At 37.5% G+C, this 14,063-nt stretch carries 13 protein-coding genes; 8 read left to right on the top strand and 5 right to left on the bottom strand.

From position 1 onward, the window contains the following. Positions 1–89: 89 nt before the first annotated feature. Both PF026_RS06585 and PF026_RS06580 read left to right on the top strand, forming a co-directional pair. Positions 90–608 carry a LolA family protein gene (locus tag PF026_RS06585; protein WP_270863706.1) on the top strand — a complete coding sequence of 173 codons (519 nt, stop codon included), beginning with the start codon at positions 90–92 and terminating at the stop codon, positions 606–608. Next, the gene (locus PF026_RS06580) at positions 574–2,733 is read left to right on the top strand and encodes a hypothetical protein (protein ID WP_270863705.1); all 2,160 of its coding nucleotides are present in this window, start codon (positions 574–576) and stop codon (positions 2,731–2,733) included. The genes PF026_RS06585 and PF026_RS06580 overlap by 35 nt, the downstream gene beginning before the upstream one ends. Here the strand turns inward: PF026_RS06580 and PF026_RS06575 are convergent. The 3 genes from PF026_RS06575 to PF026_RS06565 are packed head-to-tail and all read right to left on the bottom strand — an operon-like array spanning position 2,723 to position 5,588. Then, on the bottom strand, positions 2,723–3,712 hold the full coding sequence (locus PF026_RS06575; protein WP_270863704.1) for a phospholipase A: 990 nt from the start codon (positions 3,710–3,712) through the stop codon (positions 2,723–2,725). The two genes, PF026_RS06580 and PF026_RS06575, sit on opposite strands and share 11 nt — an antisense overlap. Continuing rightward, positions 3,712–4,308 carry a molybdenum cofactor guanylyltransferase gene (locus PF026_RS06570; RefSeq protein WP_270863703.1) on the bottom strand — a complete coding sequence of 199 codons (597 nt, stop codon included), beginning with the start codon at positions 4,306–4,308 and terminating at the stop codon, positions 3,712–3,714. Before PF026_RS06570 ends, PF026_RS06575 begins: the two co-directional genes overlap by 1 nt. A 14-nt stretch (positions 4,309–4,322) precedes the next feature. Then, the gene (locus PF026_RS06565) at positions 4,323–5,588 is read right to left on the bottom strand and encodes a 3-isopropylmalate dehydratase large subunit (RefSeq protein ID WP_270863702.1); all 1,266 of its coding nucleotides are present in this window, start codon (positions 5,586–5,588) and stop codon (positions 4,323–4,325) included. A gap of 57 nt (positions 5,589–5,645) precedes the next feature. Between PF026_RS06565 and PF026_RS06560 the strand changes: the two genes are divergently transcribed. The 6 genes from PF026_RS06560 to PF026_RS06535 all read left to right on the top strand — a co-directional run bounded on the left by PF026_RS06560 (position 5,646) and on the right by PF026_RS06535 (position 12,690). After that, positions 5,646–6,962, top strand: a complete 1,317-nt coding sequence (locus PF026_RS06560; protein ID WP_270863701.1) for an NFACT RNA binding domain-containing protein — start codon at positions 5,646–5,648, stop codon at positions 6,960–6,962. 45 nt (positions 6,963–7,007) lie between these two features. After that, positions 7,008–7,769: a phosphatidate cytidylyltransferase gene (locus PF026_RS06555; RefSeq protein ID WP_270863700.1), complete on the top strand. Its 762-nt coding sequence runs from the start codon at positions 7,008–7,010 to the stop codon at positions 7,767–7,769. Between the two features lies 1 nt (position 7,770). After that, a complete protein-coding gene (dxr, locus tag PF026_RS06550) occupies positions 7,771–8,856 on the top strand; it encodes a 1-deoxy-D-xylulose-5-phosphate reductoisomerase (protein ID WP_270863699.1) in 1,086 nt (361 codons plus the stop codon). After that, entirely contained in the window at positions 8,857–10,131 is a 1,275-nt protein-coding gene (locus PF026_RS06545; protein WP_270863698.1) for a uracil-xanthine permease family protein, read from the top strand. Next, positions 10,128–11,207 (top strand): tRNA (adenosine(37)-N6)-threonylcarbamoyltransferase complex transferase subunit TsaD, encoded by a 1,080-nt coding sequence (tsaD, locus tag PF026_RS06540; RefSeq protein ID WP_270863697.1) that lies wholly within the window; start codon positions 10,128–10,130, stop codon positions 11,205–11,207. Before PF026_RS06545 ends, tsaD begins: the two co-directional genes overlap by 4 nt. A 286-nt stretch (positions 11,208–11,493) precedes the next feature. After that, the gene (locus PF026_RS06535) at positions 11,494–12,690 is read left to right on the top strand and encodes an NAD(P)/FAD-dependent oxidoreductase (RefSeq protein WP_270863696.1); all 1,197 of its coding nucleotides are present in this window, start codon (positions 11,494–11,496) and stop codon (positions 12,688–12,690) included. Between the two features lie 43 nt (positions 12,691–12,733). Here PF026_RS06535 and PF026_RS06530 read toward each other — a convergent pair whose 3' ends face one another. Together PF026_RS06530 and PF026_RS06525 are read right to left on the bottom strand one after the other, a co-directional pair. Continuing rightward, positions 12,734–13,174, bottom strand: coding sequence for a hypothetical protein (locus PF026_RS06530; protein WP_270863695.1), 441 nt, complete (start codon positions 13,172–13,174; stop codon positions 12,734–12,736). Positions 13,175–13,257: 83 nt separating this feature from the next. Continuing rightward, the gene (locus tag PF026_RS06525; protein WP_270863738.1) at positions 13,258–14,025 is read right to left on the bottom strand and encodes a UDP-N-acetylmuramate dehydrogenase; all 768 of its coding nucleotides are present in this window, start codon (positions 14,023–14,025) and stop codon (positions 13,258–13,260) included. Between the last annotated feature and the right edge of the window lie 38 nt (positions 14,026–14,063).

Below are 14,063 nucleotides of genomic sequence, written 5' to 3'. Positions count from 1 at the left end.
ACCCAAAATGGCACTTTTGCAAAATTTAGCAATATTTATTTTATGAGTTATAGTAAAATTAATAAATTTTTTTATTATCAAGGAATAAAATGAGAATTTTGCTTTCGTTTTTGGCATTTTGCGGTTTGGTTTTTGGCTTGGAAGTGGGCGAGTTAAATCTCAAAACCGACAACATAAGCGGTAAATTTAACGAAGAGATGATTTTGGGCGGATTTGACGAGCCGATTAAAAGTAGTGGTGAGTTTGAAATAAAAAACAAAGAGCTTATTTGGCATATAAAAGAACCGCTCGAAAGTAGCGTTAAAATCGCACAAAATGGCATTTTTAGCCTAGAAAACGGCAAATGGGAACTGCAAAAAAACTCACTCATGGATAAAGAGCTTTTTTTGGCGATTTTTTCTTTGGATTTTAGCGTTTTGCAAAAAGATTTTGACATTTCACTAAGTGGCGAAAGTGGCGCGTGGGAGCTAAATTTAAGCCCAAAAGGGACGCTTTTTAAAGAAATTTTTAAAAACATTATCATAAAAGGTGGCGAAACGGTGCGAGAAATCGCCATTACTAACGCGCAGGGCGATGAAACAAGGACTTTGTTTAGCGATGTTAAATAAAGCCGTTTTTGCCGTAACTTTCGCCATAATGAGCGTTTTTATCGCTTTGAATTTGGGCAAAATAAATTCCGATATTTACGGCTTAATTGGATTTGATAAAGAGAGCAAGGAAATTTTTACCAACCTAAACGAGAGTTTAAGAGATGAGATAATTTTTGCTTCAAACGATAAAATGAAATTTGAAAATTTTATCGCAGAGTGCGAAAATAGCGGGATTTTTAGCGAAATTTTATATAAGATAAATTCGATAAAAGATTATCAAAAAGAGCTTGAAATTTACAAAATCGCGCTTTTAGACGATGAGAGCGTAAATTTACTCGAAAACAACGCCACTGCCTTTTTTGCGCGAAGTCAGGCGGATTTTTTCAATAAATTTAAGCCGTTAAGCGCTTCGCAGGATTTTTTTTCATTGACTCTTCACTCAGAGATTTTAAAAGGCGGTGGCGGGATTAAATTCGATATGAGCGAAAACCGCTTTTACGGCGAGATTGAAAATCAAAAATACTATTTTGCCAAAGCAAAATTAGAGCAAATTTATGATGAAAATGTGCTTTTAAATTTAACCCAAATCGCAAAAAATAGCGAAATTATCATAAGCGGCGGTGCGATTTACTCGGCGCTTGGGAAAAATTCGGCTAAATTTGAAAGTGCATTTATGGGAAGTTTTTCGCTGATAATCTGCGCTATTTTGCTATTTTTGGCTTTTAAAAACGCTAGAATTTTTGCCGTTGTCGGCGTAGTGGCTTTTGGGCTAGTTAGCGGGGTGTTTGCGTTATTTTTGTTTTTTGAGAGTGTTCATAGCATAAGCGTGGTGATTTCGACTAGCTTAATCGGACTAATGCTCGATTTTAGCGCACATTGGCTTGGCTCAAATGCAAATTCGCTGGTAAAAAAACAGAGCATAAAAGATATGAAAAAAATCTTTTTGTTAGGCTTTTTTATTACCGCCGGGGGATATGCTGTATTTTTGTTTTCGTCGTTTGATTTGCTTTTGCAAATCGCTGTATTTGCGATATTTGCGCTTTTGGGAGCGTTTTTGTTTTCTTATTTTATGTTGCCTGAAATTTTTGATAATTGCGAATTTAAAAGCTCTAAAATTTGGGATAAATTTTTGCAAATTTTGATTAAATTCTCTGCTAAATTTAAATTCGTAAATTTGAAATTTAATCTCGTTTGCATAACGATTTTAACGCTATTTTTGTATAATTTTGCCGTTTTTAAAGACGATATTAGCGAGTATTCTAGTATGGATAAAACGCTTTTGCAAATGAGTGCTAAACTATCCGCGCTAAGCTCTCAAAGCTATGATTTGGCGGTTTTAGATAGTGGCTCAAATGTGCCAAATATGCTCGTTTCTAGCGGAGTCATCGGCTCGTATTTGAGTGCGGAAAAATTTATCCAAAGTCCAAAAACACAAGAAAAAATAATTCAAATTTTTGCAAATTCCAATGCGGATTTAATGAAAGGCATAAATCCAAATTTAGTTCAAAAAGAGCTTGATAAACTCGCAAATTCGCGGGTCTTCACGCGAAATGAAGTTTTAAATTCATCGCTTTTTTTAAATTTAAAAAATTTGCAAATAGATGGCAAAAATATCGTTTTTTTATACGACATAAAAGATAAAATCGCGTTAAAAAATGCTATTTTAGCAGACGGCGGAGCGTATTTGAGCTTCAAAGATAGCGCAAATTCGGCATTTTTAAACATTAAGATAAATGCGATTTACCTTAAAATCATCGCTTACGCCTTAGCCTTTGCACTTTTGTGTTATTTTTTCGGATTAAAAATCAGCGCAAATATCGTTACAGCGGTATTTTTATCAAATTTAATTACCATTTTTATCCTTAGTATTTTTGGTTTTTCTATCAATATTTTTGTGATTTTTGGGCTGATTTTAGCAGGAGCTGTGGGGGTTGATTATATGATTTTTGCGTTAAATTCGCACCTTCAAACAGCCAAAAAAACCTTTGGCATAAGCGTTGCGGCTCTTACTAGCATGGTTTCATTTTTTGCTCTTAGTTTTAGCGGGACTTCGGCTGTGGCGGTTTTTGGTCTAAGTGTTGCGATAAATATCGCGATTTGTGCGTTTTTAGCAGGAATTTACGCCAATAAATTCACTGCCTAAATGCAACTCCAAGTCCGATTTTATCGACATGGCGGTTGTAGTCAGCTAGGCTTTCGCCGTATCCGCTAAAATACTGCAAATAGCCGTAAAATCCGCTATTAAATATCGGAAAAAACCAATCAAACTGCACAGCGCCTTTATTATCAGCGTTAAATTTAAGATTATTTCTAAGTTTTAAAGCAAAGTTTTGTCTAGCATAATCATAGCTAAGTTTTAGCTCGCCATGCCCCATATATCGGCGTATGTCGTCGTTTGTGGCGTCAAAATAAAAGCTATGCCAAATGCGTGGCGTTATGCTAAGGTTGCCAAAATTTAGCGAAGTCTCAGCATAAGCCTTGTTCCACGAGCGAGAATTTGCCCCGTCCTTGCCGTTTGATTCGTGCATTAGCCCAAATTTTGCATACTCTATGAAATCAAGCGATGAAATCGGTATTTGCATGAAAATTTCGGGCTGATAGTTGCTCTCGCGAAACGGCATAGAATCTTGCGTTACTTGCCACCACGAAGTTTGCGTGTATGCAAGTGAAATTTTTTCATCAAGCCCGAAAAAATCGTAAAGCATAGGGCGTTCAAGGCTAAAACTAAATTTTAGTTCGTTTCTTCTGCGATCTTCTTTACTCTTAAAATCGTGCGTCCAAAGCACATAAATCGGCTCGTAAGCTTTAAGCCCCAAAAATAGCTCGTTTTGCTCTGAATTTGCCGAATTTTGCAAATTCTCTGAAATCTCTAAATTTGGCGAATTTTCCACGATACTTTGCGGATTTAAATTTGACGAATTTTGTGGATTTTGAGTAGTTTGAATTTGCGAATTTTGCTCTAAATTTAGCGATATTTCGGCGATTTTTTTATAAATTTGCATTGCGTTTTGTATTTCGCCGTTTTTTTCAAATTCGTTAGCTTTTTGATAAAGTTCAAGCAAATTTTCATTTGCACTCAAAATACAAAATATCGCCAAAAGCCCAAAAATAGCCTTTTTCATCAAATTTCCTTTTTTAAAAGCGAAACTGCTTTTTCGTAATCAAATTTATCATTTATGTTATGAAATTGTTCGGAATTTGCAAATTTGACGGCTTTACATTTGACCGAATTTAGCAAATTTGCGATTTTGTGGTTCTTTCGTTTATAAAATTTAAGTGCAGTAGTGGCGACAGAAGTATCGAAAAATCCACATAAATTATGCTGCCTAAATTCATCACTAGCCACGCAAATATCGCAGTTTCCCACATTTTCGTAAAGTTCATAAATGGTAGAAATTTCCACAAACGGCATATCACAAGGGATTATAAAAACTTTGCTATCTTTAAAATTTTTTAAAATGCTATAAACCGCCCCCATTGGCGAAAATTCACTAAATTCGTCCGTTAAAACAGGAAGCGGCGGGTCGAATTTTTGCGACTTTGCCGAGATAAAAACGCTCTTAAAAATCTCACTCATTTTGGCAAATTGAAAATGCGTCAAATCGCTAAATTCGCCAAATTCCATAAGCGTTTTATCTTGCCCCATACGAGAGCTTTTCCCGCCACATAAAATCACGCAAATCGGCAATTTAAGGCTAAAATTTGCGTGATTTTGCATAGTTTTTCCAAATTTTACAAATCTCTTGGATCTACGATTTTTCCTGCGATTGCAGATGCAGCCACGACGGCAGAATTTGCTAGATAAACTTCGCTTGTGCGATCGCCCATGCGACCGACGAAGTTGCGATTTGTCGTGCTTATACAGCGTTCGTGTTCGCCTAAAATCCCCATATATCCACCTAGACACGCTCCACAGGTTGGGTTACTCACAACGGCCCCTGCGTCGATGAAAATGTCCATTAGCCCTTCCGCCCACGCTGCACGGGCGATTTTTTGCGTTGCAGGTGTGATGATGAGCCTTGTTTTTTTAGCAACTCTTTTGCCTTTTAAAATCCCAGCAGCAATTCGCAGGTCGCTTAGTCGCCCGTTTGTGCAACTTCCGATAAAAGCTTGATCTACTGCTAGGTCGTCTTTTACCGCTTCTCTCACGCTTTTGCCGTTGCTTGGCAAGAAAGGATAAGCAATAACCGGGTCTAAATTCGCCGTGTCGATTTCGATGATTTTATCGTATTTTGCGCCATCGTCTGAGTAGTGAAATTTTGGCTTGCTTCGTAGCGTTCGTCCTGCCAAAAATTCTTTTGTTATCTCATCACAGGCGACGATTCCGCTTTTAGCACCTGCTTCGATAGCCATATTGCAAAGTGAAAATCTGCTATCCATATCAAGGTATGAAATTGCTTCACCTGTGAATTCCAAAGCCTTATATAACGCACCATCAACGCCGATTTGGCGGATAACTTCAAGTATCAAATCCTTGCCGTAAATGTGTGCGCCCGGTTTGCCTTTGAAAACAACCTTTATGCTTTCTGGCACCTTAAACCAGTTTTTGCCCGTAATCATCGCATAAGCTAAATCCGTGCTTCCCATACCGGTAGAAAACGCCCCAAGTGCGCCGTGCGTGCAGGTATGCGAGTCGGCACCGATGATGACATCGCCGGGTACGACTAGCCCTTTTTCAGGCATTAGGGCGTGTTCTATTCCCATATCTTTTTCGTCAAAATAGTTTTTTAGGTTGTGTTTGTAGGCAAATTCGCGTGAAATTTTGGCTTGATTTGCGCTTAAAATGTCCTTTGTAGGAATATAGTGATCCATTACAATCGCAAAGCCGTCTGGATTTGCCAAAGCCTTTGCGCCGCTTAGCTCAAACTGCTTTATCGAAATCGGCGTTGTGATGTCGTTGCCGATGACCATATCGATAGAGCTTTCTACGATTTGCCCTGCACTGACCGCCTCGCCCACATGTTCGCTAAAAATTTTTTCCGTAATTGTTTGTTTCATAGTGATCCTTGAAAAATTTTTAGCTGATTTTACTGAATTTTTGCTAAAATAGCGTTTATGAAATACCAACACCTAATCCAAATTTGCGAATTTTTACAAAAATTTAAGATGCTTAGCCACATAAAGCGTGTCGGCGACAACCTTTTTAAGCTAAGCTTTGATAGTTATGAGCTGTTTTTTGATATGAATAAAACTGCCTGTAATATCCATAAAAACGGCTCTTTCGTGGAAAATAAAATTTATAAAGCACCATTTGACGGGGTTTTAGCCAAACGGCTTGTAAAATCAAAAATCGTGCAAATAAGTGTTCCTGAAAATAACCGAATTTTACATATCAAAACTGAGCTAAAAGCAAGTTACAAGGCGTTTATCTCAAATTTATATTTTGAATTTACAGGGCGTTTTACAAATGTGATAATAACTGATGAAAATGGCGTAATACTCGAAGCGCTTAGGCATTTGGATAATGATATTAGAAGTATCCGTGTGGGGCGGGTTTTGACGCCACTACCGCCAACTAAAATAAAAGAAAAAGAAGCAGTTACAATAGAAAATTTCGATGAATTTTTTGTGAGCGAATTTGAAAAGCTAAATTCGCAAAATTTAGTCCAAACTAAAAATTCAAAATTAATGCAAATTGATAAAAAATTAGAAGTTTTAAATGCAAATTTGGTGTCTGTGCCAAAAGCTGACGAGCTTTTGCGAGATGCCGAAAATTTGGCTTATCGTGGGCAAATTTTATCTGCGAATTTATATAATTTAAAAGATTATCAAAGGGAATTTTCTTTGCGAGATGAAAACGGCAAAAGCGTGGAATTTAAGCTAGAAAATTCGCCAAAAATAGCGATGAACGAATTTTTTAACGATGCCAAAAAAATGCGTCAAAAAGCCGCAAATTCGCATAAACAAAGCGAAAATTTAAACGAAAAAATCGAATTTTATGAAAATTTAAAAAATTTAATCACAAACGCAAAAACATGCGAAGAGCTTGAAATTTTGCTTCCAAAAAAGCGAATTAGCGCAAATTTAAAGGAAAAAAACGCTGAATTTGTGCAGAACTTTTATATCGGCGAATTTAAAATAAGTGTCGGAAAAAATGAAAAAGGCAATGAATTTTTGTTAAAAAACAGCGCAAAAAACGACTTTTGGTTTCATTTAAAAGATATTCCAAGTGCGCATGTCATCGTCCAAACAAACAAACAAAACCTAAATGATGAAATTTGCGAATTCGCAGCTAAAATTTGCGTGAATTTTAGCGTAAAAAAGAGCGGAAATTATCTTGTAGATTACACAAAACGCCTAAATGTAAGCCCCGTGAAAGGCTCGTTTGTGCATTATGTAAATTTCAAAACAATAGCCGTTTTAAAGCCCTAAATAAGCAAGTTTTTTATATAATTTTGCAAATTTTTAGGAGTGAAAATGAAAGAGAGACTAACGACGGGGCTTATTTTACTTGCGGTTTTTGTTGCTTTAATTTGGATAAATAATTTTGTTTTAAATTTTTTGATTTTTGCGGCAATGCTTGTTTGTGCGTTCTTTGAGAGCGTAAAAATTTACAAACTAAAAAAAGAGAGCAAATATTTGGTTTTGGTTGCGCTTGGTTTTTTTGCCGTAATGCCCTTTTTGACGCTTGAAGAGCCGTTTTCGGCTTCTATAAAATTAAGCGTTTTAATGGTCATCTCTGTCGCTTCGATTATAGCTTTTACCAAGTATCCAACGATGAAAATTTTACTTCCTTTCATCTACCCTTGTGTGCCGATTTTTATTATGTTTGGGCTTTATAGCGATTTGGGAATTTTTTATTTTGTTTGGATGATTTTTATCGTTATTGCTAGTGATAGCGGTGCGTATTTTGTCGGAAAAGCGTTTGGGCGTATCGAATTTAGTAAAAGCTCCCCAAATAAAACGCTCGAAGGCGTTATCGGCGGATTTGTTTTTGCGCTTGTTGTAAGCTTTATTTATGCTAAAATTTTTACGAATTTAGAAGTCAAAGAAATTTTAGCGACCACTATCGTGGTTTCTGTTTTTGGCGTATTTGGCGATTTGTTTGAAAGCTATTTAAAACGCAGAGCAAATGTCAAAGACAGCGGAACGATCTTCCCGGGTCATGGCGGTGTTTTAGATAGAATTGACGGGTATATGTTTGGCGCGATTGCGATGTTTTTGATTTATTCTTGGTAAGATGATAGTTCTTGGCTCCACCGGCAGTATCGGGCGAAATTCGCTCGAACTTGCACGAAAATTCGGTATCAAAGTAGAAGCGTTAAGTTGTAATAAAAATTATAAATTATTAAACGCTCAAATCGCCGAATTCAGGCCAAAATTCGTCTGTATCGGCGATGAAAATTTAAAAAATTTAATCACTCACGACAAGGTTTTTTGTGGAGCGGACGGCATTTTAGAAATGCTTGAAATGTGTGAGAGCAAATTTGTCATAAACGCTCTTGTGGGTTTTGCCGGACTACGCCCAAGCGTAAAAACGCAAAGTTTAGGCAAAACCTTAGCTCTTGCAAACAAAGAAAGCTTGGTAGTCGGGGGTAAATTTTTAAAAACAAAAGAGATTAGAGCGATTGATAGCGAACATTTTGGCTTGAAATTTTTGCTTGAAAATCCCACAAAAGTAGCAAATTTAATCATCACAGCAAGCGGCGGAGCGTTTTATCAAACGCCCGTTAAAGCCCTAAATTTGGTAACGCCACAAATGGCACTAAAACACCCAAACTGGGATATGGGCGCAAAAATCACAATCGATAGCGCCACAATGGCAAACAAGCTTTTTGAGATTATCGAAGCGTATCATCTTTACGGCGTAAAAAGCGTCGAAGCTGTGATAGAACGCACTTCTATGGTTCATGCCTTAATAAATTTTATTGACGGCTCGACTACGGCGCATTTAAGCAGAGCCGATATGAAACTAGCCATTGCGTGGGCGATTTGTGGCAGAGTAAAAGAGCAAATTTTAAAGCCCCTAAATTTATGCGAGCTAGCAAAAATCAAATTTAAAAAAATAAGCCTAAAAAAATATCCGATTTTTTCGCTTAAAGATGAGTTGCTAAACAACCCTGATTTAGGCGTCATAATAAATGCTTCAAATGAAATCGGAGTTGAGAAGTTTTTAAATTCAAAGTGTAAATTTACAGATATTTCAAAGATTGTTTTTAAAAGTTTGGATAAATTTGGTGAAGTTAAGCCAAATTCGGTGCAAGAGCTTTGCGAGATTGATAAAAAAGTGCGAGAATTCGCGAAAAATGAGTTAAAAGGAAACTAAATGTCGGAGCGATATGAGGGTTATAATTTTCGTCTAAAAGATTCACTTTTAGGCGTTCAGTTTTTATTTGTTGCGTTTGGTGCGCTTGTTTTGGTGCCGATTTTAACGGGACTTGATACAAATGTCGCGCTTTTTACGGCAGGGATTGGAACGCTTGTTTTTCAAATTTGCACTCGCAAACAAGTCGTGCCGATATTTTTGGCTAGTTCGTTTGCGTTTATTGCACCCATTACTTTTAGCGTGTCGCATTGGGGTATGAGCGCGACTATGGGCGGACTTATGGCAGCCGGACTTTTGTATGTGATTTTGAGTTTTGTCGTGCGATTTAAAGGCGAAGGCTTTATCCATAAGCTTTTACCGCCCGTTGTCGTGGGTCCTGTTATCATGGCGATTGGTCTTATTTTAAGCCCGACAGCCGTAAATATGGCAACTGCAAAAGGGATTGATGCGATACCGGAAACAACTGCGCTCATAGTTGCGGGAATTTCGCTCGTTGCGACGATTATAGCTATAATGTTTGGAAAAGGCATTATTAAGCTTATTCCGATACTATCAGGCATTTTTGTGGGATACATAGCTTCGCTATTTTTTGGGATTGTCGATTTTTCGCCGATCGCAAAAGCTAGTTGGTTTTCTGTGCCAAATTTCACGGCTCCTAGCTTTAATCTAAATGCGATTTTATATATGCTTCCAATCGCAATCGCCCCTACAATCGAGCATATCGGCGATATTTTAGCAATCAGTAATGTTACAAAAGAAAATTTTCTAAAAAATCCGGGGCTAAAAAACACGCTCTTAGGCGATGGTTTAGCGACAACGGCGGCTGCGTGTTTTGGTGGTCCGCCAAATACGACTTATAGCGAAGTAACGGGCGCGGTTCGCCTAACAAAAGCTTTTAATCCTGCCATTATGACTTGGACGGCTATAACTGCGATTTTGTTGGCTTTTGTCGGTAAAATCGGCGCATTTATCGCTACAATTCCTGTTCCGGTAATCGGCGGAATTATGATTTTGTTGTTTGGTATTATCGCTTCTGTGGGTATGGAATCGATGATTAAAGCCAAAGTCGATTTGGCAAATCCGCGAAATATGGTAATCATCTCGCTTATTTTAGTTGTTTCCATAGGTGGGCTAGTTTTGGATTTTTCTTATGCCAAATTTAGCGGAATTGGTCTAGGGGCGATTGTCGGCGTGGTTTTAAATTTGGTTTTGCCAAAAACCGAAAAATTGCAAGATTTAGACTACGAGCAACTAAAAGGCGAAGAAGAAAAATGATTTTAGGGATTGAGAGCAGCTGCGATGATAGTTCGGTTGCTCTTTTGGATTCGGCAAGTTTAAAGCTGATTTATCATAAAAAAATTTCGCAAGAATGCGAACACTCTAAATTTGGCGGAGTTGTGCCTGAACTGGCTGCAAGGCTCCACACGGCGGCACTTCCTGCACTTTTGGACGAAATTAAACCCTATTTTTCGCAAATAAAAGCAATCGCCGTTACAAATGAACCGGGGCTTTCGGTGAGTTTAGTCGGCGGCGTTAGCATGGCAAAAGCCCTTGCTATCGCTCTTAGAGTGCCACTTATCGGCGTAAATCACCTTGTAGGGCATATTTATTCGCTTTTTATCGAAAGCAAGGCTGTTTTTCCGCTTGGCGTTTTGCTCGTTAGCGGTGGACATACGCTTGTTTTAAATATCGATAAATTCGGCAAAGCCACGATTTTAGCGACCACTACCGATGATAGTTTTGGCGAAAGTTTTGATAAGGTTGCTAAGATGATGAATTTAGGCTACCCGGGCGGGGCTACTATTGAAAAATTAGCCAAATTTGGAGATGAAAATAGATTTAAATTTACAATTCCTATTAAAGATAAAAATCGCCTAGAATACAGCTTTTCAGGGCTTAAAAATCAAGTTCGCACCCAAATAGAAAAACTAAAACAAAATGCAAATTTAGACAAAATTCAAAGCGAAAATTTACCAAATTTAGATGAAATTTTGGGTTTTTCACCGAATTTAGAGCTAAATTTAGCTGATATTTGTGATATTTCGGCGAGTTTTGAAAAAACGGCGATTTTGCATATTATGGATAAATTAAAATTAATTTTTAAAGAGCATAAATTTACAAATTTTTCCGTTGTGGGCGGGGCTAGTGCGAATTTATTTTTACGCGAAGAGATTGAGAATTTATGCCAAATTTATGGCTCAAATTTACTTCTTGCACCTTTGAAATTTTGTTCTGATAATGCTGCTATGATTGCTCGTGCTGGGTTAGTGAAATTTGAACGGGGCGAATTTAGCGAGTATAATGCCCTACAAATCAATCCAACCTGCGACTTTGAGAATTTGAATTTGTAATTGAAACGAGCCTAGCTTTCGTGCGATGTTTGTAAATTTCAAGCTCGATAGGCAACAAGCCTTATCTCGCTTGAAATTTACTGCAAAACGCACGAAATCGTCGGCATAAGTTGTTTAGTTGAAATTGAGTTCAGCCTAGCTTTTTTGCGTGTCAAACTCGGACAGACAAATTTATTACTGCAAATTCTTAAAACAGATTTAAATAAAATTTCTATTTTCAAAATCACTTCATTTTGTAATTATTTTAAAGATATAATTGCTCCGAATTTATAAATCAAGGCAAAAAATGAAAAAAATTTTGATTTTAGGTGGTGGTTATGCAGGGCTAAAATGCGCCGTTACGCTAGAAAAAAAGCTAAAAAACGATGAATTTAGCGTAACTTTGATAAGCCGCCACGACTACCACTACCAAACTACCTTGCTTCACAAGGTCGCAAGCGGAACTTATAGCGCACGAAAAGCGCGAATTTTTTATCGAAATTTGCTAAAAAGGGTCGAATTTATCAAAGATATTGCAAACAAGATTGATTTGCAAAATCGTCGTGTCGAGTGTGTGCGTGGCGTTTATGAATACGATTATTTGGTAGTTTGCGTTGGATTTAGACCGAACGATTTCGGTATTAAGGGTGTTAGCGAATACGCACATAAAATTCAGTCCATAAATTCAGCCCTAAAAATTCGTAAAAATTTAGAAGTAAATTTTAAAGATTTCCCATTTAAAGGCGATTTAGATGACCTTAGCGTGGCGGTTTGCGGTAGTGGTTTTACTGGCGTTGAATTTGCTGCTGAGTTTGCAAAACAGGCAGATAACCTTTGCAAAATTTGCGGAATCGATAGGAATTTAGTCAAAATTTATCTTATCGGTAGGGGGGATAGAATTTTGCCGATGTTTGATGAAAAATTAAGCCGTGTTGCCGAAGATAAACTGCGTAAAATCGGCGTTACGCTAGTTCGTGGCGATGTCGTAGAATGCATGAAAGACGGCGTAATGGTAAAAAGTGGTGAAAAACAGGAGAAAATTCAGGCAAATACGGTTGTTTGGAGCGCCGGGGTTTTAGGAAATGAGCTGATAAAAAATTCGCAAATTCCAAACAAAAATAGCCGTGTGGAAGTAAATGAATTTTTGCAAATGCCAGATAAGCCCGAAGTTTTCGTCATCGGCGATAGCGCCATCGCCAACGAACGCGACATAATCCATGCCCCGACGGCTCAACTGGCTTCGCAAATGGGCGAGTATTGCGCTAAAAATTTGATAAAAATCTCGCAAAATAAGCCCTTAAATGAAAAATTTCACTTTATTCACAGGGGAACGGTTTGCGCTATCGGGCATACTGACGGTGTTGGCGTGGCGTATGGCGTGAATTTAAAGGGCGAAGCGGCTGCTTTTTTGAAAAATATTATCGAAAATCGCTGGATACTCTCGGTTTCAAATCTCGCCACAGTGCTGAAAAAGGGGCAGTTTAGATTTAGAAGTAGCGATTGATATTTATAAATCAAATGCCTATTTAAAGGCATTTGATTATTTTTTAATTCTCTTGCGTTTGATAAATTTCATTTTGGCAAGTTTCTTTATCCACTGCCATAACTATGAAAGAATTTTCTTGAAAACTAAATGGGTGTATATCGTAACCTGTTTTTACACAATATGTCTCCCCAGCTTTTGTTTCAAATTCGGCGTGTTGGAAAGGAAAAGAAGGAACCAAAACACGCACTTTGCTATTTGCTGAAACTTCTTGTTTAAAATAGCCGCCGTTTTTCATAGTTCCCATAGGTTTGCTAATTCCGTCTATTTCAATGACAACATCATACGACCTACCACCTGCGGCAAATGCCGGTGTGCGATAAACATAAACAAGGGAATTATGTTGGCTTGGAGTTTCAAAATGACTAAAATAAGCACCTTTTGCACCACAACCGCTAAATGAAATTAACGCTATCAAAGATAGAGTAGCTAATAATATTTTCATATAAAATCCTTTAAAAATATTTTAGCAATAATATCGTTTTTTTTTTTTTTGTTTCGCTTAAATTTGCAAAATCAATAAAATATTCACAAAATCACCACTTCTTCTTGCAAATTTATGCCAAATTGCTCATAAACTCGCTTTTTGGCTAGATTTATAAGGGTGATTGCTTCATCAAATTTGCCGTCTCCATAATTGATAAGAAAATTTGCGTGGATTTCGCTAAATCCGCACCCACCGACACGAAAGCCCTTTAAACCCACAGCTTCGATGAGCCTACCGGCACTTTCGCCATTTGGATTTTTAAAACAGCTTCCAAAACTTGCACCACGCGGCTGATTTGCTCGTTTTTTTGCGATTTCATCGCTTAAAAGGGCGTTAAATCCGTGCGAAACTCTAAATTTCGCTTCCAAAATAATGCCCTTTATTTCGCTGTGGCGATAGGCGAAATTTAACTCGTCTTTGTCAAATTCGCCCTTGTTTGTGCGAACGCTTAGCAAATTTTGACTAATTTCAAAGCCCATAAGTCCAGCGTTCATCGTTATTATACCGCCAAGTGTGCCGGGAATATTTTTTAAAAACTCGAAATTTGCAAGATTTTGCTGTTTTGCGAAGTTGTAAATTTTAGCGCTTTTTGTTTTTGCGCCGATTTTTAGCGTGTCGCCGTCAAATGAAATAAAATCAAATTTATCGCTTAAAATTCCTAATTGTGGCGGATTTGGCGAGATTAAAAGATTATTTGCTCCACCCACTACAAAGCCGCTAAATTCGCTATTAACGCCTAAAATTTCAACTTTTTCCACGCCACCGATTTTCACCGAACTATATTTTGAAAAGTCAATTTCTTTATAAATTTTTGCCACAATGATACCTTAAGTTTTTGCGTTATTAT

The organism is Campylobacter sp. CS_NA3 (assembly GCF_027797495.1).
Lineage (GTDB): Bacteria > Campylobacterota > Campylobacteria > Campylobacterales > Campylobacteraceae > Campylobacter_B.
This window is presented reverse-complemented; position numbering and strand designations above follow the sequence as displayed.